Raw genomic sequence first — 24,787 nt, 5'->3', positions numbered from 1 at the left:
ATTCAAGGGGAGTGATACCAATGAGCCTGCTTGCCAGCCTTATGGCCGCCGGAGTGACCAGCCTGGCCCAACCGGCCGGATACATGCCGCCGGATTATGACGAAGCCAGCCACTGGCTGTGCCGCCCGGGCCGCGAAGATGCCTGCGCAGTGAATATCGATGCCACGGTGATCGAGGCCGATGGCAGCACCACCATCGAGCCGCACGTCATCGCCGAAGACCCGGCGATCGACTGTTTCTACGTCTATCCGACCGTCTCCAATGACGAGACACCGAACAGCGACCTCGTCGCCAATGACGAGGAAATGCGGGTGATCGAAGCCCAGTTCGCGCGCTTCAACTCGGTCTGCCGTCCCTTCGCGCCGATGTATCGCCAGGTCACGCTGACCGCGCTGCGCGCCATGATGGCGGGCAATACCGACACCGGCGCCGATGGCGTGATGGGCTATCTCGATGTTGCGGCGTCCTTCCGCCATTACATGGAAAACGACAATGATGGCCGGCCCTTCGTTCTGATCGGCCACTCCCAGGGCACGCGCATGCTGACCCAGCTGGTGGCCCGCGAGATCGACGGCACGCCGCTGCAGGACCAGATGCTGTCCGCCCTGCTGATCGGATTCAATGTGACCCAGCCGGTCGATGCGGCCACTGGTGGCTCCTTCCAGTCCGTCGCGCCCTGCACGGGTCCGGAAGATACCGGCTGCGTGATCGCCTATGTCAGTTTCCGCGCGGACGCGCCGCCGCCGGAAGGCTCGCGCTTTGCCAATTCCGGCGATCCGGACACCCGGGTGGTGTGCACCAATCCGGCCGACCTGCCGGGCACCGAGGGCAATGTGGAGTTCGACGCCTATCTCAACACGCGCAGCGCCTTCACCTCCTCCGGCGTGATGGGCGACTGGGTCGAGGGCGGTCCGGAGATCGAGACGCCCTTCGTCAAGGTCCCCGGCCTGCTCTCGGGCGAATGCCTGGACAATGAAAGCGGCCAGTATCTGGCGCTGACCGTCCACGGCGATCCGTCCGACCCGCGCACCGACACGATTGTCGGCGATGTGATGACTCCGGACGGAGCCATCCTGGCCGATTGGGGTCTGCACCTGATCGATTTCGGTATCGTCCAGGGCGATCTGATCGACTTCGTCGGTGCCCAGGCGGAGCTGCACGGCGCGGACTGATCCCTCCCCACGCCAAACAAGACGGGCGGCCCCTTGAAGGGACCGCCCGTTTTTTGTTGTTCGTCCGAGACGGTCGGGTCAGACGAAGATCGCGACGCTCTGCATGCCGGTGATGACCGGGGTGCGATCGGCATTCCAGACCTGCATGACCTGGCTGGAGGAGCCCTCCCGCGCCAGATCGGCCGTCGAACGGGTCAGCCACCAGCCATCCGTCGTCACCGGGTTCGGCGTGAGCAGATTGACCTGCCAGGTCATGGAACTGATCGGGCCGGGCTGTTTGAACAGGGCCATGGCCGCCGGCGGCATGGCGTCGCCAATGGCCATCATCTCGACCATGGGATGAAGCCCGTCGCGCTCTTTCAGCCGCACCCAGCGCATGAAGTCCGGCGCATGCCGTTCCTCGATCGGCAGGGCATGGCGGAATTCCATGTTGTTGGTGAAGAATTTCGGATCCGGATGGGTCGGCGCGGGAGCCGCGTCGGCAAAGTCCGGGGCCTCCGGCCGGGCCGTATCGGCATAGTCGATGGAAGACTCCAGCGCCGTCATGAAGACGAAGAGCGCTTTCAGACCCAGCTTGCCATCGCCATAGACATTGGCCTCGATGAAGGCCGCCGTCCGGCCGCGCCGGAGAAGCTCGGTCTTCACCTCGACCTCACCGGCCAGCGGCCCGACAAAAGCGATCTGTGCGGAGCGCAGGGGCGGCAAATCATCCTGGGAGCGCAAGGCCGCTTCCAAGGCGAGGGCTGCGCTGAGCCCGCCATAGGCCGTGCGGCCCTGCATCCAGTTATCGGGGATCCGCGCGGCCAGGCTGTTATCGCCGGTTTCCGCTGTGGACAGGATATCGACCAGGCTCACGATGCAGGTATCTCCTCTGCCAGGGCTTCGGCTTTTTCAAACAGGGCCGGATCGATCTTCAGGCCCGATGCCGCCGCATTCTGTTCCAATTGCTCGGGCCGGCTGACACCGACAATGGCGGCCGCAACATTCGGCTCGCGCAACACCCAGGCCAGGGCGAACTGTGCCAGGCTGACACCGGCTTCCTCGGCCAGGGGTTTCATCGCGTGGACCGCCTCGATCACTTCCGGCCGCAGCCAGTGCTCCATGCGCTCACCCATCGTGTCATGGGCCGCGCGGCTGTCGGCCGGCAGGGGCTGACCCGGCAGGTATTTGCCCGACAGTACGCCCTGGGCCAGCGGCGACCAGACGACCTGGGAAATCCCGTTGGCGGCGCACAGGGGAATGACCTTCTCCTCCGGCCGGCGCCAGAGCAGGGAGTATTGCGGCTGACTGGACACGAATTTCTCGACGCCGGCCAGGTCAAGGGCGGCCTGGATATTCGTGGGTGACCATTCGGAAAAGCCGATATAGCGCACCTTGCCGGATTTCACGGCGGCGGTGAGCGCCTCCATGGTCTCTTCCAGCGGCGTGTTCTTGTCATAGCGGTGGCACTGATAGAGATCGATGTAATCGGTGCCCAGGCGCTTGAGCGAGGCATCGAGCTGTTTCTCGATCTGCGCCCTGGACAGGCCGTACTCACCACCCTCCATCGGGAAAAAGACCTTGGTGCCCAGAACATAGCTGTCGCGGGCGCGGTCCTTCAGGGCCTCGCCGAGCAGGTTTTCCGCGGCGCCGGTTCCATAGACATTCGCCGTATCGATGAAATTGATGCCGAGATCGAAGGCCTTGTCGATACTGGCAATGGCCTGGTCGCGCTCGATGCCGACCCCGAAGGTCAGCCAGGTGCCCAGCGCGATCTCGGAAATCCTCAGATCACTGTCACCGAGTTGTCTGTACTGCATGGGTCAGACCTCCTGGGTCGGATTGGAAAGCAGGATGATGCCAGCGGGAGGGGTGATGATCCGGCCCCTCATGGTTCGCGCACCGTCTTCAGGCCCTCTTCCACCTCGCGCACCGTACCCGGCGCGACCGGGTGCGAGGATGACAGCCCGCCATCCACGGCAATCGCCTGTCCATTGAGATAGGAGGACGCATCGGAGGCCAGAAACAGCGCCATGGAGGCGATCTCCTCCGGCTGGCCGCCCCGGCGGAGCGGGTTGATCTGGCCGATCTTGTGTTCCTTGCCGGCGGCGCGGGCCATGTCATAGGCCGGCTTGGTCATGCCGGTCTCGGTCAGGCCGGGGCAGACCGCATTCACGCGCACCCCAGTGCCCGCCAGGCTCTGGCAGGCGGTCTGGACCAGATTGATCACGCCTGCCTTGGAGGCCGAATACTGGGCCGGGCCGGCGCCGAAGCGAAGGCCGGCCACCGAGGCCGTGCAGATGATGGAGCCACCACCGCGCTTCATGATTTCCGGTGCGCCATGCTTGATGGCCAGGAAGGGGCCGATCAGGTTGACCCGCAGCGTCTCGGCCCACACCTCCGGCGTGCCCTCGAAGAAACCCCGCAAACCACCGGTGATCCCGGCATTGGCGAACAGGACATCCAGTCCGCCATAGCTGTCGGTCGCGGCTTTCACGGCGGCGATGACATCGGGCTCTGATCCGGCATCCATGGTGACGGCCATGACTTCACCGCCGGCATCCCGGACCGCCTGTGCCGTCTCGTTCACGGCCTCGCTGAGATCGCAGGCGACGATCTTCGCGCCCGCCTCGGCGAACATCAGGCTGGCGGCCCGGCCAATGCCCGACGCCGCCCCGGTGATCAGGGCGACCTTGCCGTCCAGGCTCATCGCGGCGGCGCTCATATCGTGGAACCGCCGTCGACGACGATCATCTGGCCATTGACGTAGGAGCCGGCATCGGATGCCAGGAAGACCGCCGCGCCCGCCAGCTCGTCCGGCAGGCCGATCCGGCGCATCGGGTGACTGGAATTATAGGCTTTCTCGGCGGCGGGGTTGTCCCACAGCGCCTTGGCGAAATCGGTGCGGATCAGGCCCGGCGCGATGCAATTGGTGCGGACATTGTGCTGGCCGTATTCCACGGCGTAATTGCGCGCCAGCTGGAAGTCGGCGGCCTTGGAGACATTGTAGGCGCCAATCGTCGGCGAGCCGCGCAGACCGCCGATCGAGGAGACCACGATCAGCGATCCCTTCTTCTGCTCGATCATGTCGGGCAGACACATCTGCATGAGCCAGTGATTGGACAGGATGTTGTTGTCCAGGATCTTGCGGAACTGCTCGTCGGAAATTCCGCCGATCGGGCCGTAATAAGGGTTCGAGGCCGCATTGCAGACGCAGATGTCGATCTTGCCGAAGGCTTCGCGCGTCTTGGCGACCAGGGCTTCCAGCGCCTCCTTGTCCGAGATGCTGGCAGGGATGGGGATGGCCTTGCCCTGGCCCTTCTCATTGATGGCGTCGGCGACTTCCTCGCAGACCGGCCCCTTGCGGCTGGAGATCACGACATTGCCGCCCTGGGCCGCGAACTGTTCGGCGATGGCCCGGCCGATCCCGCGGGAGGAGCCGGTGATGATGGCGGTACGGCCTTCGAGGCTGAACAAGGACATGGAGGTCTCCCCTATCGATATTTTTTTGGATTTGGATCTGAGGCGCTATTTGGCGCCGGCCTGGCGGGCAAAATCCCAGGCGGCTTCGGCCAGCGGAACGACGCGGGCGGCGGCGGCCTCGGCCTGGTCGCTGGACGCATTGCCATCGATGATGCGCTTCTTGATGCCTTGGCAGATGCCGACCAGACGGAAGAGGTTGTAGCTGAAATACCATTCCAGCTGGGGCACGCCGTCGCGGCCGGTCAGGCCGCAATAGAGCTCCACCATCTCCTCCAGGGAGGGGATCCCGGTGGCAGCATGATCCACCCCGGCGAGCCCCGCCCCCTGACCGGAGGGCAGGAACCATTGCATGGCCAAATAGGTGAAGTCGGCAAGCGGGTCGCCCAGGGTCGACAATTCCCAGTCCAGCACGGCGCGGATATCGGTTCCGCCCGGGGCAAACATGGCATTGTCGATGCGGTAATCGCCATGGATGATGGAGACGCGCTCCTGCTCCGGCACGGTGTCGGGCAGGTATTCGATCAGCTTCTCCACTTCGGGAATATGGTCGGTTTCCGAGGCGCGGTACTGCTTGGTCCAGCGCCCGACCTGGCGGGCAAAGAAATTGCCCGGGCGCCCGTAATCGCCCAGCCCGATGGCCTCATGGTCGATAGTGTGCAGCTGGGCCAGGGTGGAGACGAGATTGCGATACATCGCCGTGCGCGCCTCGGGCGTCTCGTCGGGCAGGAGACCGTTGGCGAGCGAGCGGCCTTCGACCATTTCCATGACGTAGAACATGGAACCAATGACGCTGTCGTCCTCGCACAGGGCATGGGGCCGCGCCACCGGGAAACCGGTCGGGTGCAGGGCGGAAATGAGACGGTATTCGCGATCCACGGCATGGGCCGAAGGCAGGATCGGACCGAAGGGTTTGCGCCGCAGCACATAGTTGGCGGACCCGGCCTGCAGTCGATAGGTGGGATTGGACTGGCCACCGGGGAATTTGTGCAGGGAGACCGGACCGGAAAATCCGTCAATCCGGGTCGCCAGCCAGGCTTCCAGCTTGCCCACATCGATCTCGTCAGCCTGTAGCGGCGCTGCAGCATCCGATGCCATCGCCCCGTCCTCCCTTGTTCTTGTTCGCAAGTGCGGCGTATCGATGGGAGGCTACAGCATACCGGTTCCTCGGTAAACGATCAGAACCGGTATGCTGCACATGCGTTGTTGGGCGTTGAAACACCTAGGAACTCAGCTCTTTGACAGAAACTTTAAAGCGGGGAAGATTTCCATACCGTTTCTGCTATGATGACCAAAGCAAGGAATAGTCTAGAACAGTTCTCAGTTTACGTGACCGTCACGTCGAACTCTGCTAAGCGAATGATATGATTGCGACACCGAAAACCGCGGACAACGCGAAGACGCGCCGTTTCCAGGAAAAACGCGAACGGATTCTCGATGCAGCAGCCCTGCTGATCAACCGGCACGGCGTGCGCGGCATGACATTTGTCGACGTGGCGCAACTGGTCGATCTGAACACGACCAGCATCACCTATTATTTCAAGCGCAAGGAATTGCTCGCCGCAGCAGTGATGGAACGCTCGCTGCAGCGCATCGAAGCGCTGGTCGAGGAAGCCAGCCAGGGCAAGGACCCGCGCGAGCGGATTGCCCGCTATATCCGGCTCACCTTCGACCTGCAGGCCTCGATCGCCACGGACAATGACCGGCCGATCGCCTTCATCTCTGATATCCGCGCCCTCAATGAGCCGTTCAATTCCGACCTGACCCAGCGCTATATCCAGGTCTTCCGCAAGCTGCGCACCTTCTTCGAGCCGCCCAAGACGGAGACCGAGAAGACGCTGGGCACGATCCGGGCGCATGTCCTGGTGCAGAACATGTTCTGGCTGCCGGCCTGGATCTCGCAATACTCCACCGGTGACTATGAGCGCGTCTGCAACCGGATGATCGAGATTTTCGAGCATGGTTTCGCCAAGCCGGATTCGGCCTGGTCGCCGCGCCTGCTGCAGATCGATGAAAGCTCGCTGAAGGTCGGGATTGAAGGCATGCCGGGCAATTTTGCCCGCGCCGCCACCTTCCTGATCAATGAGCGCGGCTATCGGGGCGCCTCGGTGGAACAGATCGCTTCGGAGCTGAATGTCACGAAGGGCAGCTTCTATCACCATCTGGAAGCCAAGGATGATCTCGTCCTGGAATGCTTCAGCCGCTCCTATGGCCGGATTTCCCTGGTCCAGCGTGCGGCCGCCCGGGCCGATGGTGATCACTGGCAGCAGATCTCGTCCTCCATGGCGACCCTGCTGAACGCCCAGCTTTACTCGGAATTCCCGCTGCTGCGGACGACGGCCCTGCAGGCCCTGCCGACCCAGTTGCGCAATGATGTGATCGACAGCTCCAACCGCATGGCGCGCCGTTTTGCCGGCATGCTGATCGACGGCATCACCGAAGGCTCGATCCGCGCAATCGACCCGCTGGTCGCCTCGCAGCTAATCATGGGCTCGCTGAACTCCGCCTATGACCTGCGCAGCTGGGCCCAGCGGATCGCGCCGGAGAAGGCGCTCGCCCTGTACGGCTCGACGCTGGCCTATGGCCTGTTCGCCGACCCGGACACGATCTGCGCCGACTAGGTCCGGCTTCGCTTTTCTTGACCGCACAGAAAAAGGCCCCAGTCGGATGACCGGGGCCTTTCTCTTGGTCGGTTGGTGTTCGACTAGAACTCGGTGTTGAAGCCGACGCGGATCATCCGGCCGAGCGGATTACCCGTGAAGGGATCATAGTTGTAGTCGAGACGGGCCAGGGCCGGGTCTTCATCCGTGATGTTCAGCGCGGTGACCGAGAAGGTGGTCGCATCGCCGAAATTGTAGATCAGGTTGAAGTCCGTGGTGAACTGGCTGTCGATCGTCGCCCCCTGCATCAACACCGGATTGCCGGCGATGTAGGGGTTGGGTGCGAACGGACCGGTTCCCAGATCGGCACGCTGGTCACGATAGCTGTCGATATAGTTCATCGTCAGACGGGCATCGAAAGCCCCGACGGTGTACTCAACGAAGCCACGCAGCTTCCATTCCGGCACCGGATAAGCAGTGGTCTGGAAGTTGAGATAGCCAACGCCATCAAATCCATCCTGGACCTGGATGCCTTCGACCGTTTCCGGTCCCAGCTCATTGCCCAGCATGTAGGTCGCCGTGACACCGGCATTGAGCAGGCCGCCGGCCACATCACCGAAGTCATAGTTCAGGATGAAGTCGACACCGGAGCTGGTCAGGCTGCCGCCATTCACCCAATTGGTGCGAACGCGCGAGATGTTCGACGCCGCACAGGTACCCGCACCCGGGACACCGCCGCCATCATTGAACAGGAAGCGCTCGCGAAGGGCGTCAAAGGCTGCATCCGTGCAGTTCGCCGGATCGGCAAACAGGGTTTCCACCATGCCCGAGAGCGGTTCCACCGTGATGGTGTCTTCGATCTCATAGCGGAAATAGTCGACGCTGGCCGTGAACGGGCCGGTATCCACCAGGAAACCAACCGAATAGTTGGTCGCCGTTTCCGGGGCGAGGTTCGGATTGCCGTAGACATCGACCGGGCGGAAGCTCGATGCGATGACCTGCAGCGAGGTCACGTTGCGATCAGCCAGCTGTTGGGCCGGCGGGCCGCGGAAGGTCGTTGCCACCGAGCCGCGCAGGGCGAAGGTGTCATTGATCTGCCAACGGGCCGTGATCTTCGGGTCGAAGGTCGACCCCGTGCCACCGCCATAGTCTTCGAAACGGGCGGCCAGCTGGACGTTGAAGTCGTCCGTGATCGGCATCTGAAGCTCACCGAAGACGGCGTAGACATCATTGTCAGCCCGGGCGTTCGCATTGGACCCCAGGAAGGCCAGGGCACCATTGGCCGGGTTACAGGTCGTATTCCCGTAGACCGGCGTGTCGCGACACGGATTGACGGCGATATTGTTGTTGTCGCCATAGGTCGCCGCGAAGGTGTTCTGGCGGTATTGGGCGCCGACACCGAACATGACCGGACCACCGGCCAGTTCGAAACCGGTTTCACCGCTGAACGTGGCATCCAGCACGAAGAGTTCGGTCTCCAGCAGGGAGGTCGACTCGACGAAGAACCAGTTGATCAGCTCAGCGCTGTTCTGGTTCGGCTCGTCACCCGGACGGGCTTCACCGGTCACCGCATTGGTCGGTGCCTGGTTGCCGAACGGGTTGTACCACATACAGTCACCCGCCCCGGCCGGACCGGCAAACGGCGTACAGTTCGGACCACCATAGCCGAGCATGGCCAGCTGGACCCGGTCACCGAAGCTGTCATAGCCGGTGAAGTAGCGTTCGAAGCGGTGATAGGTTGCCGCCACGTCGAAATTGAGCGTGTCGCTCATTTCGAAGCTGAAGCCGGTCGACACGCGGAAACTGTCGTTTTCGCGGAAGCCGGTGGCCGATCCCATATCATTGTCGAAGGCCGGGTTGCCGCCTGCCAGCAGCGGGCGGAAGAGCAGGGTCGGGAACAGGGCCGCCACGGTCGTCGCCGGAACATAGCCCGGATTTTCCGTGACCATCTGGATGAAGCCCGGATTGTTGGCCGGCACGATGAAGCCACTCGGCGATCCACCGACAGACGCCGACGGCGGCTGGGTCAGCAGATACATCGGCGAGGTCCGGTATTCCGGAATCTCGTCATTGCCGTACAGGACGCTCAGATCCCAGGACACGGTGTCGGAAATGTCGACATTGTACTGGGCGTAGAGCTGGAAGCGGTCTTCTTCCTCAACCAGGTTGTCGAAGCCGGTGTACTGCGTGCGGCACCAACCGGCTGCCGTCACATAGCCGCCGAGGACGGCACAGTCCGGGTCGGCGCGAAGGCCGCCGATCGGAGCCACGCCGACGCCCGGGATGACACCGAGCGGCAGGAAGGTTGCGGGGTTGCCGCCACCGGTCCAGCCACCTTCCGGGTTTTCCTCGAAGGGGCGCACCGCGAAATCGCGGTCACGCGCCTGCAATTCGGACCGGTGCTGATAGCCGGCCGCCAGCAGAAGGTCCCAATTATCCCCGCCCTGGCCGAAGCTGGCCTGCACGGAATAATCGCCGTCACTATCGGAAATGAAGGTGTAGTCGCCGCCCACGCGGAAGCCATCCTGGCCCGTGCGGGTGATGAAGTTGACCACACCACCGACAGCATCAGACCCGTAAATGGCGGCGGCGCCGTCCTTCAGGATCTCGATCCGGCCGATCGCGGCATGTGGTAGCAGGTTCACGTCCACGAAGGGCGTGCCCGTGCCGGCCGAAACCAGGCGGCGATTGTTGAGCAGGACCAGGGTGCGCTGCGGGCTGAGGCCGCGCAGGTTGACCGAGGCCATGCCTTCCGTGGCCTGCGAGCGGCTGTCGAACTGATTCGTGTCCCCGATGACCCCGCTGGAAACCGGCAAGGCCTTGATGAGTTCGACGGGTGACGGGTTACCCAGACGGGCCAGTTCCTCGGCCGACAGTACGTCGACCGGAAGTGCCGCATCCTCGGGCGTACCCTGAATAACGGACCCTGTAACGATGATTACGTCTTCGTCTTGCGCGAGAGCAGTGGCACCAAGCCCCGCTGTCAACGCAAGGGCAGTCAGCGCGCTTGTCGCACGCATTAGACCCTTAACAGTCATTATCTCCTCCCAGACTGAGCGGTTGCTTGTTTTTTTGGCATACCGCACATTCGATTAGAGCAATGTGTTTTGGGCAAGTCAAGAAATCATAACGAGGTTTTCTTGATATAACTGGACGATCAGCCTAACGCTTCCGTAAACGTAAAGCGTCTACAGATGACGCGGCTCCCGTACTGCCAACACTAGAACGGCCAGCGCGACGGCCAGCGCCGCGATCGAAATCAGAAAGACCGGCACGAGGCCGAATACGCTTGCCACGACCCCGCCCATAATGGGTCCCAGGGTCGCGATACTGGTCTCCGCCGTGGTCGAGAAAGCCAGTCGCATCGGGATGTCATCCCGGTGACCGAACTCCAGAACCAGGGTCGTCACACTCATCATATTCCCGGACATGGCCGCACCCAATCCGAAAAAGGCGAGCAGGAAGTGCCAGGGTGCAGTGGCGAAAAGCATGCCGGTGAGGGAAATCAGCCACAGTGCGACCGTTCCGATGAAGGTGAGGCGGAAGCCATAACGGTCCCCCAGCGTGCCCCAGATCAGATTGGTCAGCGTATCCGCACCCAGAAAGGCGAGCGAGAGGAGGCCGATGGCCGTACCGTCGATATCCATCCGGCGCCCGGCCAGGATGATGCAGAAGGGGATGGCGATCCGGCCCATCGTCGCGAAAACCAGGGCAATCAGGAAATTGCGGTAGTCGCGATCCTCGAGCAGGACTGGAAACTCTTTCAGGCGCTCCATGAAGGGCATCTGCGCGCGCACCGTCGGACTGCTGGGCTCGCGCATGAAGACGTAAAGCGTCACCAGGCCGGCACTGGTCAGCAGGAAAGCCATCATGAAGGTGGTGGCATAGCCATTGCCGAAGACGTTCGGCCCGATGAGGTACACGCCCGCCCACCAGGACAGGCCGGCCGCGATCGCCCCGCCGGCGAGATTGCGCCAGGCCTGTAATCGACCCCGTAACCGGATCGGGATCACCTTGGCCAGAACGACCTGGAAGGCAACGCGCTGCGAGCCCAGGAAGAAACCGAACAGGAAGAGAAAGAGAAAGGTGGCGGCGAGCAGGAGCGAGCCGGTCAGGAACCAGCCGGCCAGCGCCAGGCCCAGCAATTGGACGCGCATCATCACGCCGATGGTCATGGCGGCCGGCATCACATGCCGGCGATGCTCGATCTGGGCCGCCCCCATGATCGGCGAGGCAATCGCCCCGGCCTGGATCAGCGCCTGGCCCATGCCGACCCAGAAGGCCGAGCCGGTCAGCATGTGCAGATAGGCCGGCACGAAGGTCGGTGCGAAGATCAGACGGAACCCCGTCATGCCCAGCATGCCGTGGGTGAAGTGCGCGAAATAATTCCGCCTCAGATTGCCTTCGACGAAGCGGTCATAGGCCCGTTCGCGATTTTCGACGCGGCCCGCCCGGCGCGCGGACGCGTCGGGCGGGAGCGTGGAAGACGGGTCTTGGCTCAATACCCACGCAGGCGCGCATAGCGCTCCCGATGGAAAGAGGCATTGCCCCAGGCATTCTCCAGGATGCGGGCCCGCTTGATGTAGAAGCCGGCATGATGCTCATCCGTCATGCCGATCCCGCCATGCAGCTGGATCATCTCGCGCGAGACCAGGTGGAGGGTGTCACAGGCCGTCGCCTTGGCCAGCGAGGCCAGCTGGGCGATATCATCCCGGCCGGCATCAATGGCCTCCAGCGCGCCTTCCACGGCCGAGCGCATCAGCTCGATCTGGGTGAATTGGTGCGCCATGCGGTGCTGAAGCGCCTGGAAGCGCGACAGGATCTCACCGAATTGCTCGCGGGTTTTCAGATAGGCCAGCGTGTCCTCGAAAGCCTGCACCGAAAGGCCCAGCATTTCGGCGGCCGTCCCGGCCCGGGCGCGGTCCAGGACCTGGTCGAGCAGGTCGGCGCCGTCGGCCGGACCGATCAGAGCATCGGCTCCCAGCTTGACCCCGTCAAAGGATACGGCGGCATGACTGCGGGCATCGACCATTTTGCGCGGCTTGCGCGTGACGCCGGACGCATCGCCCGGCACCAGGAAGAGGCCGACGCCGTCACCGGTCTGCGCGGCCACCACGAAGAGATGCGCGCTGTCGCCCTCGGCCACGAAGGCCTTTTCACCGCTGAGCGTCCAGCCATCGCCGGACTTGTCCGCCTTGGCTGCGATCTGGGTCGGATCATGGCGCGGACCTTCATCGACCGCGAGGGCGGCGATGACCTCACCGCTGGCGATCTTCGGCAGCCAGGCCTGTTTCTGGTCTTCCGAACCACCCAGCAGCAGGGCGCTGGTGGCCGCCAGGGCCGTCGTACCGAGCGGGCTGGCGGTCAGGGTACGACCGGTTTCCTCCAGCACGAGACCAAGGCTGAGATAGCCGAAATCGGACCCGCCATAGGCTTCCGGGATGATGACACCGGTCCAGCCCATCTCGGCCTGGGCGGCAAAGGCGGCCGGGTCGAACCCGATCGCTTCACCGGCATCGCGCACCTTGCGGAAGGCGGAGACCGGCGATTCATTCTTCGACCATTCGCGCGCCATGTCGCGCAGCATGGTCTGTTCTTCGTTCAGGACAGCCATTGTCTCAATCTCCCCTACTGGTGGTCCAGCATGCCAAGAATGCGCTTGGCCACGACATTGTTCTGGATCTCGGTGGTGCCGCCATAGATCGACACCGCCTTGCCCCAGAGCCAGCCGCGCGTAGCGCCGAGCTCGGCCGTATTAAAGCCGTCACCTTCCCAGCCCAGACCGTTCATCCCCATCATCTCCAGGGTCAGTTCGGCGCGTTCCTGGGTGATGCGGGCACCGACATTCTTCAGGATGGAAGAGGCCAGCGAGATATTCCCGCCCTTGGACTCCGCCATCACGCGGCGCGCCGTGAGCTGGAAGGATTTGGCTTCCATCTCATGCTTGATGATCTTGGTGCGCAGCTCGGAATCGGCGATCCGGCCTTCACTGTCGACGCCGACATAATGCTTGGCGATATCGGACAGGGACGGCCCCTGACCGCGGCTCATCGAGCCACCTCCAGAGAGATTGGTGCGCTCGTGCTGGAGCAGGCGCTTGCCGATCGTCCAGCCCTGGCCCAGCTCGCCGACCAGGTTTTCCTTGGGCACTTTCACATCGGTGAAGAAGGTCTCGCAGAAGGGCGAGGAGCCGGAAATCATGCGGATCGGCTTCACCTCGACGCCCGGCGTCTTCATGTCGAGCAGGATGAAGGAAATGCCTTCATGCTTCTTGGTGGTATCGGTCCGCACCAGGGCGAAGCACCAGTCGGCCCACTGACCACCGGAGGTCCAGGTCTTCTGGCCATTGATCAGGTAATGGTCGCCCTTGTCCTCGCACTTGGTCTGGAGGCTGGCCAGGTCGGAACCGGCACCCGGTTCCGAATAGCCCTGACACCAGCGGATCTCGCCGCGGCAGATCGGCGGGATGTGGCGCTGTTTCTGCTCTTCGGAGGCGAATTCCAGGAGCGTCGGCCCGAGCATCATGACGCCCATGCCACCGATCGGGTTCCAGGCGCCAATCTTGCCCATTTCTTCCTGCAAGACGCGGGCTTCCTTGAAGCTCAGCCCGCCGCCGCCATACGCTTTCGGCCAGGTCGGTGTGCCCCAGCCCTTGTCGCCCATGGCCTTCTTCCAGGCCTTGGCGTCGGGATCGGCCTTGGCCTCGCCCTCGACGGTGGCGAGGACGTTTTCCTTGCCGACCAGGGATTTCGGGAAATTCTCGGCCAGCCAGTCAGCGGCTTCCTTGCGGAAATCCTCCAGGGCATCAGCCGGGTTGGTGAGTTCTGCAGTCGCCATGACTAGCCTCCCCTTGGTGTGAACATGGGAACGGGTGGAGCCCCGTCTTCTGTCGGTGTGAAAACGACCTCGACGCGCTGGCCGATGGCCAGACTGTCGAGATCATCGGCCACGATATTGGTGAGCATGGCCGGACCCTCATCGAGGGTGACATAGGCCACCGCGAACGGGGCCCCTTCGCCACGGCGCATGACGGACACCGAGTAGATCTCGCCGCTCCCCGCGGTATCGATCCACCCGGTCTTCGCCGAGCCGCAATGCGGACAGATCGCCCGCGGATAATAGTGCGCCTGGTTGCAATCACCGCAGCGCTTGATCTTCAGCACACCGTTCGAAGCGGCGTCCCAGAAGGTTTCGGTTTCCGCATTGGGCTGCGGGGCCGGAAGCTTGCGATCGCTCATGACTGACGCTCCAGGATAACGGTGGCGGCGCCGTGACGGGCCCCCAGCGAACCACCAATGCCGGTGGCAACGGCCAGGTCGCAATTGGGCACCTGGACGGCGGGGTGGGCTTCACCGCGCAATTGGCGAACGGCCTCGATCACCTTGGTGATACCGCCGCGGAACATGGGGTGGTTACTGCACAGACCGCCGCCATCCGTGTTGAAGGGCAGCTTGCCCGTGCCGGATATCAGATTGCCGTCGGCGACGAACTTGCCGCCCTCGCCCTTGGCACAGAAGCCAAGGTCTTCCAGCTGGATCAGCACGGTGATGGTGAAGCTGTCATAGATGGAGGCGTATTTGATGTCGGCCGGCGTCACGCCCGCCTCGGCGAAAGCCGCCGGGCCCGAACGGGCCGCGGCGGACACCGTCAGGTCGAGCCCCAGCCCCCCGGACGGTCCTTTCGTCGCCTCGCCCGCCCCGCGCAGGGCGATCATCGGGCGATTGAGGGTTTTCGCGATCTCCGGCGCCACCACGACCAGCGCGCCGCCCCCATCCGTGGTCACGCAGCAATCGAGCCGGTGCAGCGGATCGGCGATCATCGGGCTTTCCAGCACGTCCTCCACCGTGACCACCTTGGGCAGCATGGCGTGTTCATTGTGCTGGGCGTGATGCGAAGCCGCGACCTTGATCCAGGCCAGTTGATCAGACGTCGTGCCGAACTCGTGCATGTGCCGGACCGCGCACATCCCGTAGGAAGTGTGATTGGTCAGACCGATCCATTGCTCGAACGCCTGTTCCGGCGCCCCCGGACGGAAGCGCATGACATTTTCTGACCGCGGACGCCCGGCCAGCGTGATCAGCGCCACCTTGCACTTGCCGGCCGCGATGGCCTCAGCGGCGTGGGCGACGTGCTGGATATAGGTACAGCCGCCCATCTCGGTGGAATCCGTGTGGCGCACCGTCAGGCCGAGATAATCCACCATGGAGATCGGACCGAAACCCGGCGCATCCGTGGCGCAGAAATACCCGTCCACATCCTCGATGGTGAGCCCGGCATCGGCGAGCGCTCCGGCCGCACATTCGGCGTGAAGCTGCGGCGTCGTCTTGTCGGGGGCCAGACGGGTGGGGTGTTCAAAGGCACCGGCAATATAGGCGGCGTTACGCAGGGACATTGTCGCTCCCATGGGTCGTTGCACAATTCATGACGTGGTGTTCTCGGTGATCTCGGCCGCTTCCTTGGCCCGGATCGAGGCCAGGTTTGCCTCATGGCTCGCCCGGTCGATCTTGTAAAAACGCAGGAAGAAGGCCCCGACCAGGTAGAGAACGGCGATCACCGGAATGTAGAGCTGGACCAGGTGCACGATCACATTCGGATCCACACCGGTATGGCGGGCGCCGTCCGGCATGCCGACCAAGGACAGCATGAGACCGGCGATGAACACGCCCAGACCGGACGAGCATTTCTGCATGAAGGAATTGGCCGCATAGAACAGGCCCTCGGCGCGGCGTCCCGTGCGCAAGGAACTGTCATCAATGACATCGCCGATCATGGCGTGCACCAGAATGGCGGAAGAGATCCCGCACATCGTGTAGATTGCCGACAGGAAGAAGAGGGCCGGCAGCAGGGCCGGGCTGGCATTCTCGAAGAACAGTCCGAGCAGGCGCAGCACATAGGGTGCGCAGGTGAACAGGATCGCCGTCAGCGCCAGCACGAAGGCCGCCCCCTTCTTGCCGAGCTTCTTGGACAGGCGCGGCGCAAGCGCCAGGGCCAGCGTGGCGCCCAAGGCCGCATCGGCAGCGAGAATGGCCAGCTGCCCCGAGGTCAGTTCCCAGAACAGGGAGCCGAAATAGAGGGCCAGCGCGGAGGTGATGCCCAGCCCGGTATATTTCAGGACACCGAAAGCCAGGATCGCCAGGAAGCCTTTGTGGGAAAAGGTCTGGCGCATCAGCATCAGGGTCTGAAGCGGGTTCCGGCGCTGCGGCGCCGAGAGCTGGCGCATGTATTTGATCCGGTGGTGCGTGCCCATGGTCGACAGGAGCACGGTCGAGATCATGATCACCGATCCCAGAATGCCGAAGGGCAGGTAACCGGCCGGATTGGTGATGCCGAACGGGTGTTCCGGCGTCGGCGGGAAGAGCAGGACCAGGGAGAGGACATAAAGGCCGATCCCACCGATATAGCCGAAGAAGAAGCGATAGCCGGCAATCGTGGTGCGCTCGTCATAATCGGTCGCCAATTCCGGCGCGAGCGCGGAGCTGGGGATTTCATAGAGCGTGATGAAAGTCCGCACCGCCGAGGCCAGCACGACGAGATAGATGAAGAGGGATGTGCCCTCCAGGCCCGCCGGCGGCACCCACAGGAAGAAGAAGGACAGCGAGGCCGGGATCGCCGACAGATACATCAGCGGATGCCGTCGCCCCCATTTGGTGCGCAAATTGTCGGAAATCTGCCCGACGATCGGGTCGGAGAAGGCGTCGATGACCAGGGCCACCATGATCGCCGCCGACACCAGGGCCGCGGGCGCTCCCACCACGAAATTGTAGTAGTAGAGCAGGAAAACACGGAAGGCCAAATCCTTGATTCCATAGGCCATTGAACCCAGGCCATAGAGGAATTTGGTGTGAAATTTCAGCGGTGGCGCATCCGTCGGCGAAGCCGTATCAGTCATGTGGTCTCCACAAATATTTTTGCGGAAGTGCGATCCCGTACGGCCCCGTCGCCGGCATCGCCCTCCTCCCCATTGTCATCAACGCGCCGGTTTTCCGGCGTCGTCTTCCGGGGCAGCCCAGCACCACCCCGGATCGTTCTGTGTCAGTCCGCGCCGACCTGTTCGGCCAGGTCACGGACGGTATCGGCGAGATCGCCGTATTTCTCGAGCGCGGCCTCTTTCATGTTCGGAATGGAATAGTCCGGGAAAATCGCGTCGGAGATATTCCGGTAATTGCGCAGATGCTGGCGCGCGACCGTGACCTTGTGGACCTCGGTCGGGCCATCGGCGATGCCCATCACGTAGGAGCCGATCACCTGGCCGGCAAAGGGCATTTCCGGCGAAACGCCCAACGAACCGTGCAGGTGCAGGGCGCGACCGGCAATGTCGCGATAGACTTTCGGCATCAGCGCCTTGATCGCGGCGATATCCTTGCGGACCTTCCGGTAGTCCTTGTACTTGTCGATCATCCAGGCCGTCTTCAGGACAAAGAGGCGGAATTGCTCCAGCTCGATATAGCTGTCGGCAATCTGCATCTGGACCATCTGCTTGTCGGCCATCACCCCGTCGCGCGTGCGGCGCGACATGGCGCGGCGGCACATCAGGTCGAGGGCGCGCTTGCAGGACCCGACCGTGCGCATGGCGTGGTGGATCCGGCCGCCGCCCAGACGGGTCTGGGAAATCACGAAGGCGCCGCCCCGCTCACCCAGAAGGTGATCCTTGGGCACGCGCACATCCGTATAGCGGACATAGCCCTCCGAGCCTTCCTGCTGACCGTAGACCGCCACATCGCGGACGATCTCCACGCCCGGCGTCTTGGTGGGCACGATGAACATGGACATGCGGCGATAGGGTTCACCATCCGGGTCGGTCACCGCCATCACGATCAGGAATTCGGACCATTTGGCATTGGTGGAGAACCATTTCTCGCCATTGATCACCCATTCATCGCCATCCTCGACGGCGGAACACGTGAAGAGAAGCGGGTCGGACCCGCCCTGCGGCTCGGTCATGGAAAAGGCCGAGACAATCTCATTGTTGAGCAGGGGCTCCAGATACTGGCGCTTCTGTTCCTCGGTGCCGTAGTGGGCGATGATCTCGGCATTGCCGGTATCCGGCGCCTGGCAGCCGAACACGGTCGGCGCAAAGGGCGAGCGCCCGAGAATCTCGTTCATCAGGCCCAGCTTGACCTGACCATAGCCCTTGCCGCCGAGATCGGGGCCGAGATGGCAGGCCCAAAGGCCCTTGGCCTTCACTTCCTCCTGCAGGGGCTTGATAATCGCCCGGTGTTTCGGGTTCTTCACATCGGCCGGATGAAAGCCGAGATGGGCAATCGGTTCGACCTTGTCGTGAACGAAGCCATCCATCCAGTCGAGCTTCTCCTGAAACTCCGGATCGGTCTCAAAATCCCAGGCCATTGCCTGCCTCCCAATGTATTCTTCGTATCTTTGGTATGAGCATACCTGTTTTTTGAAAACCGACAAGAGCCTGCCATGGCGTGCATACTTGGCATAACAATTTGAAGCGTCGCCCCGGTTCTGCGGAAATTTGAAGAAAGGGTCCGGTTTTCGCTTGCAGGCAACCGTGATCGGCGACTAAAACCTCCTCTCACCCTTGCCGGGGAAAAACCGGATCGAGACCCATGCTGACTGCCAGGACAAAACAGAACGCACGGCCAAGCCTGGTCTTCGAATACCGCCCCGCAAGCCGGGACCGCCGCCGGTCGACGGCGCGCCCCGCTCATCAATCCCGCTAGTGACAGAACGAGGGAAAACCCATGCGTGATGCCGTCATTGTTTCCACTGCCCGTACGCCGATCGGCAAAGCCTATCGCGGCGCCTTCAACGCCACGCCGTCGCCGACCCTGGCCGGCCACACGATTGCCGCAGCCGTCGAGCGCGCCGGCATTGATCCGGCCGAAGTCCAGGACGTGGTCTATGGCGCCGCCCTGCTGCAGGGCGTCCAGCACACGATCGGCCGCACCGCCGCCCTGCGCGCCGGCCTGCCGACCTCGGTCGCCGGCATGTCGATGGATCGTCAGTGCTCCTCCGGCCTGATGTCGATCGCCACCGCCGCCAAACAGGTCATCGTCGACCGCATGGATGTCGTTGTCGCCGGCGGCGTGGAATCCATCTCCATGGTCCAGACCAAGGAAATGCGCGTGCAGCCCGACCCGGAACTGGTCGCCATGCACAAGGATATCTACATGCCGATGCTGCAGACGGCGGAAGTCGTCGCCAAGCGCTATGGCATCTCGCGCGACCGCATGGACGAATACGGCCTGCAATCGCAGCAGCGTACGGCTGCCGCCCAGGCCGCCGGCAAGTTCAACGATGAAATCGTGCCGATGAAGTCGACCAAATATGTCGTCGACAAGGAAACCGGCGAGACCTCCATGCAGGAAGTCACACTGGAAAAGGATGAGGGCAATCGCCCGGAGACGGCGCTGGAAGGCCTGCAGGGCCTGAAGACCGTCATCGAAGGCGGCACGATCACCGCCGGCAATGCCTCGCAGCTCTCCGACGGCGCCTCGTCCTGCGTGGTCATGGAAGCCGAACTGGCTGCCAAGCGCGGTCTCGCTCCGCTGGGCCGTTACATGGGCATGGCCGTTGCCGGCACCGAGCCGGACGAAATGGGTATCGGTCCGGTCTTCGCCGTTCCGAAACTGCTCGAGCGCTTCGGCCTCACCGTCGACGATATCGGCCTGTGGGAACTCAACGAAGCCTTCGCCGTCCAGGTCCTCTACTGCCAGGACAAGCTGGGCATTCCGGGCGACAAGCTGAACGTCAATGGCGGCGCGATCTCGATCGGTCACCCCTATGGCATGTCCGGCGCCCGCATGGTGGGCCACGCCCTCATCGAAGGTAAGCGCCAGGGCGCCAAATACGTCGTCATCACCATGTGTGTGGGCGGCGGCATGGGCGCAGCCGGCCTGCTCGAAGTCCTGTAGGACCTCACAGCCGACGCCCGCACAGAAGAGCCGCGCTCCGTCCGGAGCGCGGCTTTTTCTTTGCGGATCCAGGTCTGCCGGAACGGCGCGCGGATCAGTCCTTGACCCGGATCAGGCCTTCCTGGGCCGTCGAGGCGACCAGCTTGCCCTCGCGATTGAAGATCGAACCGCGATTATAGCCACGCCCGCCGCCCGACCAGGGACTGTCGGTGGAATAGAGCAGCCATTCATCCATGCGGACATCATCGTGGAACCAGACCGCGTGATCGAGGCTGGCCGATTGCATCTTGCGGGTCATCCAGGACACGCCATGCGGCTGCATGCAGGTCGACAGGAGCGCCATGTCCGAGGCAAAGGCCAGCACGGCGCGGTGCATCAGCTTGTCATCGCCGATATCGCCCCCGACACGGAACCAGATATTGCGGACCGGATCGCGCGGATCCGGGTCGATCGGGTTCCAGACCTCGACCGGGCGCAGCTCCAACGGGCGGGCGCGGGTCAGGAATTTGTAGAGGCGGTCATCGATCTGGCCCTTCAGCCCGGCGAAGATTTCCGCTTCGGTGCGCAGCTCTTCCGGGCCGACGACCTTGGGCATTTCGAACTGGTGCTCCAGCCCCTTCTCATGGCGGTGGAAGGAACAGGTCATGTTCAGGATCGGCTTGCCGCGCTGCATGGCGATGACGCGGCGGTTTGAGAAACTGCCGCCGTCATAGTCGCGCTCGACGCGATAGATGATCGGGAAATCCTCGTCCCCCGGCCGCATGAAATAGGCGTGCAGGGAATGGGCGACCCGGTCGGCCTCGACCGAGCGCACCGCCGCCTGCAGGGCCTGGGCGATCACCTGGCCACCGAACACCCGCCCCTTGCCGCCCGGATTGCGGGCGCCGCGATACAGGTCGACATCCAGCTCCTCGACATCGAGGAGATGGACCAGGCCGGTCGCCAGTTCCTGCGGTGTCGGCCGGCGCCGCTTTTTCGGAGTCTCAGCGTGTTCAGCCCCATCCATGGCGAGCCCGCCCCCTTCTGCCATTACGTTTCATGACAAATGTGGACCGGCCCGTCACAAATTTCCAGCTTTCGGTACGGTGATCGCTGAATGGCCGCTATCAGGACGCGACGAGGCGAAGCTCCTGGGTCGGCGCATCCCACAGGATGTGCTTGTCTTCCAGGATGACCATGTTGTCCCGATTGATGATTTCCGGCCGCGCCTGATAGCCCAGAAGATCCTGGACATCCTGACCGGCATTGCGGGCCAGCACCATGGTCTCGTCGGACGAGAAATTGGTCAGGCCGCGGGCAATCTCGTCACCGCTCTCGTCATAGACGTGCAGGACGTCGCCCTTGTGGAAGTCGCCGTGAATCTTGAGCACGTCGGCATGGCACACGCCCGCCTTGTTGCTTCTGAGCGCGTCCGCCGCATCCTGGCGCAGGACCAGACCCCCGGCCTGGTGCAGGCGGTTGGTCAGCCAGACCGCCCAGGACGACGCCGGGGTGCCCTTGGCGACGCAGGTCGTGTGGCGACGCTCATTCTTGAGCAGGGCCGAGACCGGACGGTCGATATGACCTTCACCGATCAGCGTCGTGACACCGGCATTCTGGGCCATATTGGCCGCCTGCATCTTGGTCAGCATGCCGCCGGAGCCCAGCGAGGAGGTCCCACCGGTCACTTCCAGATAGGCGCTGACATCCTCGACCGTTTCGATGAATTCGGCATTCGGGTCGGTCGGATTGCGGTCATACAGGCCGTCGATATTGGTCAGCAGGACGAGATGGTCGGCCTGCAGCATCTGGGCGACCTTGGCCGCGAGACGGTCATTGTCGCCGACGCGGATTTCCTCGGTCGTGATCGTGTCATTCTCGTTCACGATCGGCATGATGCCGCGCTCGAACAGGCGCTGGATCGTATTCTTGGTATTGAGGAAGCGGCGACGGTCCTCGAGATCGTCCAGGGTCACCAGAATCTGGGCGATATCGAAGCCGTGCTCATGCGCCACCTGTTTGTAGGCGTTCAGCAGGAGCGGCTGGCCACAGGCCGCCGCGGCCTGCTTGTCGAGCACGCCGGCTTCTTCCGGCGAGGCGTTGATCGCGTTCAGGCCGAGCGCCACCGAGCCGGAGGAGGCCAGGAGGACGTCATGGCCTTCTTCACGCAATTGCGCGATGTCTGCGAGAAGTCCGTGCATGAAGGCATAGCGCAGGGTCAGCTTCCCATCCGTGGCAAGCAGGCTGGACCCGATCTTCACGACAATACGTTTTTTCTCACTCACAAAGAGCTCCTGGTGTGGCGCAAGGGCTGGACCCCCGCTGAAATGTTGAGCGCAAAATATTTCGGGTTCTAAGAAATTCAACCCCCTTCGACCTGTTTTGCACTGCGTTGACCCTCTAAATGCCTCACAAAATATGGCTGAAAGATGAATAATGGCAGGGAAATTGCTTTTTTCTCGCAACCGCAAAACTTATTTGAATTCGAAATACATTCTGCTATATCCCCCTCCAACGCGGCTCGGCGCACTCATTCGGTGTGTCGAGCGCATTGTATGTGGACACAGCAAACCCAAGGATGCGCGATGGAAATTCTGATGGTCGGATGCGGGAAAATGGGCGGCGCCATGCTGCGTCGCTGGCTGGATGAGGTTCCGGCGCGCTTCACAGCGGTGAACCGGACTCCCTCCGCCATCCCGGACGGTGCCCAGCATGCGGGATCCCCCGAAGCGCTGGACGGCCGCCGTTTCGATGCCATCATCATCGCCGTGAAGCCGCAGCAGATCGCCGAGATCATGCCGGCCTACACGCCCTTCCTGAAGGAGGGCGGCTGCCTGATTTCCATTGCGGCCGGTTTTTCCATCGCCTCGATCCAGCGCGAACTGGGCGATAATCCGGTGATCCGGATCATGCCGAACCTGCCGGCCCTGATCGGCCGAAGCGTCAACGGTCTCTACGCCGATCCGGCCTGCACGCAGGCCCATCGCGATCTGGCCACCCAGCTGGCCGAAACCACCGGCACCGCGATCTGGGTGGACACCGAGGACGAGATCGACCGGATCACGGCCATTGCCGGGTCCGGTTCGGGCTATGTCTTCGAAATCGCCCGCTCCTACACCGCCGCCGCTGAGGAAATGGGCTTCGCGCCCGACACGGCCCGCGCCCTGGTGCTGGAAACCCTGTCCGGTGCCATCGAAATGGCCCGGCAATCCGACCTCAGCCTCGAGGAGTTGCGCAATTCCGTGATGAGCAAGAAGGGCACGACCGAAGCCGGCATCAACGCGTTGCGGCGCGATGGCTGGCTCGACCAGTTGCTGCTCGAGACCACCGGCGCCGCTTATCAGCGCGCCGTCGAATTGCGCTAGTTGCCGTCGCGGCAAAACTCCCCAACAATCCCCACGCAAACGGACACGACATGTCAGATCGAATGCAAGCCTATATCGAACAACTCGGCCGTCAGGGCCAGGACGCGGCGCGTCAGCTCGCGACAGCGTCCACGGAACGCAAGAATGCCGCGCTTGTCGCTGCCGCGGCCGCTCTGCGCATGCGGGCCAATGACCTGATCGAGGCCAACAAGCAGGACGTGGACAGCGTCCGCGAAGCCGGCAAGCCGGACGCCTTCATCGACCGGCTCATGCTGGACAGTGACCGCATCGAGGGTGTCGCCAAGGCCCTGGAACAGATCGCCGAATTGCCCGACCCGGTCGGCCGCCAGCTGGCCGTGACGGAACGCCCCAACGGTCTGCGCATCGAACGCGTCGCCGTGCCGCTGGGCGTGATCGGCATGATCTATGAGAGCCGTCCCAATGTCGGCGCCGATGCCGGTGCCCTCTGCCTGAAATCGGGCAATGCCGTCATCCTGCGCGGCGGTTCGGAAAGCCTGAACTCCACCCGCATCATCGTGGAGTGCATGAAGGAAGGCCTGCGCGAGGCGGACCTGCCGGAAAACGCGATCCAGATGGTCGATACGACCAATCGCGCGGCGGTCCAGCACCTTCTGCAATGCACGGAATACGTCGACCTGGTCATCCCGCGGGGCGGCAAGGGGCTCGTCTCCCTGGTCCGCGACCAGGCCCGCGTGCCGACCCTGCTGCACCTGGACGGCAATTGTCACACCTATATCCATGAGAGCGCCGACCTGACCAAGGCCCGCGCCATCGTGCGCAATGCCAAGCTGCGCCGGACCGGTATCTGCGGTGCCACGGAAAGCCTCGTCATCGACCAGGCCGTCGCCGAGGACTTCCTGCCGGGCCTGCTCGACGAAATGGATGATTGTGAATTCCGCGGTGATGAAACCGCCACCGCGATCGACAGCCGCATCAAGCCGGCTGATGAAGAGGATTGGGGCACGGAATATCTGGACAGCATCCTGTCGGTGAAGATCGTCGCCGACCTGCAGGACGCGCTGAACTGGATCACCCACCATTCCTCCGCCCACACCGACGCCATCGTGACCGAGGATGCCGATATCGCGGCAGTTTTCCTGAACACGATCGACAGCGCCGTGGTCATGCACAATGCCTCGACGCAATTCTCCGATGGTGGCGAGTTCGGCATGGGCGCCGAGATCGGCATTGCGACGGGCAAGATGCACGCGCGCGGTCCGGTCGGCCTGGAACAGCTGACCTCGTTCAAATACCTCGTTCACGGCAATGGCCAGACCCGACCCTAGGGGCCGGCCGTCTCCGCTTTCACTCCT

At 63.1% G+C, this 24,787-nt stretch carries 20 protein-coding genes; 5 read left to right on the top strand and 15 right to left on the bottom strand.

Annotated features, from left to right (window positions below):
* The first annotated feature begins 20 nt into the window (after nucleotides 1-20).
* Nucleotides 21-1,172, top strand: coding sequence for a DUF3089 domain-containing protein (locus FCS99_RS05920; RefSeq protein WP_138511148.1), 1,152 nt, complete (start codon nucleotides 21-23; stop codon nucleotides 1,170-1,172).
* Between the two features lie 78 nt (nucleotides 1,173-1,250).
* Here FCS99_RS05920 and FCS99_RS05915 read toward each other — a convergent pair whose 3' ends face one another.
* The 5 genes from FCS99_RS05915 to FCS99_RS05895 all read right to left on the bottom strand — a co-directional run bounded on the left by FCS99_RS05915 (nucleotide 1,251) and on the right by FCS99_RS05895 (nucleotide 5,729).
* On the bottom strand, nucleotides 1,251-2,027 hold the full coding sequence (locus FCS99_RS05915; protein WP_233352675.1) for a thioesterase family protein: 777 nt from the start codon (nucleotides 2,025-2,027) through the stop codon (nucleotides 1,251-1,253).
* Complete coding sequence (locus tag FCS99_RS05910; RefSeq protein ID WP_138511146.1) at nucleotides 2,024-2,971, bottom strand: aldo/keto reductase family protein; 948 nt, start codon at nucleotides 2,969-2,971, stop codon at nucleotides 2,024-2,026. Before FCS99_RS05910 ends, FCS99_RS05915 begins: the two co-directional genes overlap by 4 nt.
* A 68-nt stretch (nucleotides 2,972-3,039) precedes the next feature.
* Nucleotides 3,040-3,876 (bottom strand): SDR family NAD(P)-dependent oxidoreductase, encoded by an 837-nt coding sequence (locus FCS99_RS05905; protein ID WP_233352674.1) that lies wholly within the window; start codon nucleotides 3,874-3,876, stop codon nucleotides 3,040-3,042.
* Nucleotides 3,873-4,634: an SDR family NAD(P)-dependent oxidoreductase gene (locus FCS99_RS05900; protein ID WP_138511145.1), complete on the bottom strand. Its 762-nt coding sequence runs from the start codon at nucleotides 4,632-4,634 to the stop codon at nucleotides 3,873-3,875. Before FCS99_RS05900 ends, FCS99_RS05905 begins: the two co-directional genes overlap by 4 nt.
* 45 nt (nucleotides 4,635-4,679) lie before the next feature.
* Nucleotides 4,680-5,729 (bottom strand): phosphotransferase family protein, encoded by a 1,050-nt coding sequence (locus tag FCS99_RS05895; RefSeq protein ID WP_138511144.1) that lies wholly within the window; start codon nucleotides 5,727-5,729, stop codon nucleotides 4,680-4,682.
* Between the two features lie 266 nt (nucleotides 5,730-5,995).
* On the opposite strand from FCS99_RS05895, the gene FCS99_RS05890 reads away from it, so the two are divergent.
* Nucleotides 5,996-7,252, top strand: coding sequence for a TetR/AcrR family transcriptional regulator (locus FCS99_RS05890; RefSeq protein WP_138511143.1), 1,257 nt, complete (start codon nucleotides 5,996-5,998; stop codon nucleotides 7,250-7,252).
* An 83-nt stretch (nucleotides 7,253-7,335) separates the two neighbouring features.
* On the opposite strand, the gene FCS99_RS05885 is transcribed toward FCS99_RS05890, so the two are convergent.
* The 8 genes from FCS99_RS05885 to FCS99_RS05850 all read right to left on the bottom strand — a co-directional run bounded on the left by FCS99_RS05885 (nucleotide 7,336) and on the right by FCS99_RS05850 (nucleotide 18,577).
* Nucleotides 7,336-10,251 carry a TonB-dependent receptor plug domain-containing protein gene (locus tag FCS99_RS05885; protein WP_171036252.1) on the bottom strand — a complete coding sequence of 972 codons (2,916 nt, stop codon included), beginning with the start codon at nucleotides 10,249-10,251 and terminating at the stop codon, nucleotides 7,336-7,338.
* Between the two features lie 168 nt (nucleotides 10,252-10,419).
* Complete coding sequence (locus tag FCS99_RS05880) at nucleotides 10,420-11,733, bottom strand: MFS transporter (RefSeq protein ID WP_233352673.1); 1,314 nt, start codon at nucleotides 11,731-11,733, stop codon at nucleotides 10,420-10,422.
* Nucleotides 11,730-12,845 carry an acyl-CoA dehydrogenase family protein gene (locus FCS99_RS05875; protein ID WP_138511141.1) on the bottom strand — a complete coding sequence of 372 codons (1,116 nt, stop codon included), beginning with the start codon at nucleotides 12,843-12,845 and terminating at the stop codon, nucleotides 11,730-11,732. The genes FCS99_RS05880 and FCS99_RS05875 overlap by 4 nt, the downstream gene beginning before the upstream one ends.
* 14 nt (nucleotides 12,846-12,859) lie before the next feature.
* A complete protein-coding gene (locus FCS99_RS05870; protein WP_138511140.1) occupies nucleotides 12,860-14,068 on the bottom strand; it encodes an acyl-CoA dehydrogenase family protein in 1,209 nt (402 codons plus the stop codon).
* Nucleotides 14,069-14,070: 2 nt separating this feature from the next.
* Nucleotides 14,071-14,469, bottom strand: a complete 399-nt coding sequence (locus tag FCS99_RS05865) for a Zn-ribbon domain-containing OB-fold protein (protein ID WP_138511139.1) — start codon at nucleotides 14,467-14,469, stop codon at nucleotides 14,071-14,073.
* The gene (locus FCS99_RS05860; protein WP_138511138.1) at nucleotides 14,466-15,623 is read right to left on the bottom strand and encodes a thiolase domain-containing protein; all 1,158 of its coding nucleotides are present in this window, start codon (nucleotides 15,621-15,623) and stop codon (nucleotides 14,466-14,468) included. The genes FCS99_RS05865 and FCS99_RS05860 overlap by 4 nt, the downstream gene beginning before the upstream one ends.
* Nucleotides 15,624-15,650: 27 nt before the next feature.
* Nucleotides 15,651-17,120: an MFS transporter gene (locus FCS99_RS05855; protein ID WP_138511137.1), complete on the bottom strand. Its 1,470-nt coding sequence runs from the start codon at nucleotides 17,118-17,120 to the stop codon at nucleotides 15,651-15,653.
* A 143-nt stretch (nucleotides 17,121-17,263) separates the two neighbouring features.
* Nucleotides 17,264-18,577, bottom strand: coding sequence for an acyl-CoA dehydrogenase family protein (locus FCS99_RS05850; protein WP_138511136.1), 1,314 nt, complete (start codon nucleotides 18,575-18,577; stop codon nucleotides 17,264-17,266).
* Between the two features lie 359 nt (nucleotides 18,578-18,936).
* Between FCS99_RS05850 and FCS99_RS05845 the strand changes: the two genes are divergently transcribed.
* The gene (locus FCS99_RS05845; RefSeq protein WP_138511135.1) at nucleotides 18,937-20,109 is read left to right on the top strand and encodes an acetyl-CoA C-acyltransferase; all 1,173 of its coding nucleotides are present in this window, start codon (nucleotides 18,937-18,939) and stop codon (nucleotides 20,107-20,109) included.
* Between the two features lie 94 nt (nucleotides 20,110-20,203).
* Here the strand turns inward: FCS99_RS05845 and FCS99_RS05840 are convergent, their stop codons facing one another.
* Nucleotides 20,204-21,115 carry an acyl-CoA thioesterase gene (locus tag FCS99_RS05840; RefSeq protein WP_138511242.1) on the bottom strand — a complete coding sequence of 304 codons (912 nt, stop codon included), beginning with the start codon at nucleotides 21,113-21,115 and terminating at the stop codon, nucleotides 20,204-20,206.
* Between the two features lie 100 nt (nucleotides 21,116-21,215).
* Nucleotides 21,216-22,373: a glutamate 5-kinase gene (gene proB, locus FCS99_RS05835; RefSeq protein WP_138511134.1), complete on the bottom strand. Its 1,158-nt coding sequence runs from the start codon at nucleotides 22,371-22,373 to the stop codon at nucleotides 21,216-21,218.
* Nucleotides 22,374-22,673: 300 nt separating this feature from the next.
* On the opposite strand from proB, the gene FCS99_RS05830 reads away from it, so the two are divergent.
* The gene (locus tag FCS99_RS05830; protein WP_138511133.1) at nucleotides 22,674-23,453 is read left to right on the top strand and encodes a pyrroline-5-carboxylate reductase family protein; all 780 of its coding nucleotides are present in this window, start codon (nucleotides 22,674-22,676) and stop codon (nucleotides 23,451-23,453) included.
* A 50-nt stretch (nucleotides 23,454-23,503) separates the two neighbouring features.
* A complete protein-coding gene (locus tag FCS99_RS05825) occupies nucleotides 23,504-24,760 on the top strand; it encodes a glutamate-5-semialdehyde dehydrogenase (RefSeq protein WP_138511132.1) in 1,257 nt (418 codons plus the stop codon).
* Nucleotides 24,761-24,787: the final 27 nt, after the last annotated feature.

It is taken from the genome of Maricaulis alexandrii (genome assembly GCF_005871165.1).
In the GTDB taxonomy this organism is placed as follows: Bacteria; Pseudomonadota; Alphaproteobacteria; order Caulobacterales; family Maricaulaceae; genus Maricaulis; species Maricaulis alexandrii.
This window is presented reverse-complemented; position numbering and strand designations above follow the sequence as displayed.

What these genes read in the sequence shown, in the direction of transcription:
- FCS99_RS05920 (WP_138511148.1), top strand. Translation starts at nt 21, where the DNA reads ATGAGCCTGCTTGCCAGCCTTATGGCCGCCGGAGTGACCAGCCTGGCC.
- FCS99_RS05910 (WP_138511146.1), bottom strand. Translation starts at nt 2,971, where the DNA reads ATGCAGTACAGACAACTCGGTGACAGTGATCTGAGGATTTCCGAGATC.
- FCS99_RS05905 (WP_233352674.1), bottom strand. Translation starts at nt 3,876, where the DNA reads ATGAGCGCCGCCGCGATGAGCCTGGACGGCAAGGTCGCCCTGATCACC.
- FCS99_RS05900 (WP_138511145.1), bottom strand. Translation starts at nt 4,634, where the DNA reads ATGTCCTTGTTCAGCCTCGAAGGCCGTACCGCCATCATCACCGGCTCC.
- FCS99_RS05895 (WP_138511144.1), bottom strand. Translation starts at nt 5,729, where the DNA reads ATGGCATCGGATGCTGCAGCGCCGCTACAGGCTGACGAGATCGATGTG.
- FCS99_RS05890 (WP_138511143.1), top strand. Translation starts at nt 5,996, where the DNA reads ATGATTGCGACACCGAAAACCGCGGACAACGCGAAGACGCGCCGTTTC.
- FCS99_RS05885 (WP_171036252.1), bottom strand. Translation starts at nt 10,251, where the DNA reads ATGCGTGCGACAAGCGCGCTGACTGCCCTTGCGTTGACAGCGGGGCTT.
- FCS99_RS05875 (WP_138511141.1), bottom strand. Translation starts at nt 12,845, where the DNA reads ATGGCTGTCCTGAACGAAGAACAGACCATGCTGCGCGACATGGCGCGC.
- FCS99_RS05870 (WP_138511140.1), bottom strand. Translation starts at nt 14,068, where the DNA reads ATGGCGACTGCAGAACTCACCAACCCGGCTGATGCCCTGGAGGATTTC.
- FCS99_RS05865 (WP_138511139.1), bottom strand. Translation starts at nt 14,469, where the DNA reads ATGAGCGATCGCAAGCTTCCGGCCCCGCAGCCCAATGCGGAAACCGAA.
- FCS99_RS05860 (WP_138511138.1), bottom strand. Translation starts at nt 15,623, where the DNA reads ATGTCCCTGCGTAACGCCGCCTATATTGCCGGTGCCTTTGAACACCCC.
- FCS99_RS05855 (WP_138511137.1), bottom strand. Translation starts at nt 17,120, where the DNA reads ATGACTGATACGGCTTCGCCGACGGATGCGCCACCGCTGAAATTTCAC.
- FCS99_RS05850 (WP_138511136.1), bottom strand. Translation starts at nt 18,577, where the DNA reads ATGGCCTGGGATTTTGAGACCGATCCGGAGTTTCAGGAGAAGCTCGAC.
- FCS99_RS05845 (WP_138511135.1), top strand. Translation starts at nt 18,937, where the DNA reads ATGCGTGATGCCGTCATTGTTTCCACTGCCCGTACGCCGATCGGCAAA.
- FCS99_RS05840 (WP_138511242.1), bottom strand. Translation starts at nt 21,115, where the DNA reads ATGGATGGGGCTGAACACGCTGAGACTCCGAAAAAGCGGCGCCGGCCG.
- FCS99_RS05830 (WP_138511133.1), top strand. Translation starts at nt 22,674, where the DNA reads ATGGAAATTCTGATGGTCGGATGCGGGAAAATGGGCGGCGCCATGCTG.
- FCS99_RS05825 (WP_138511132.1), top strand. Translation starts at nt 23,504, where the DNA reads ATGTCAGATCGAATGCAAGCCTATATCGAACAACTCGGCCGTCAGGGC.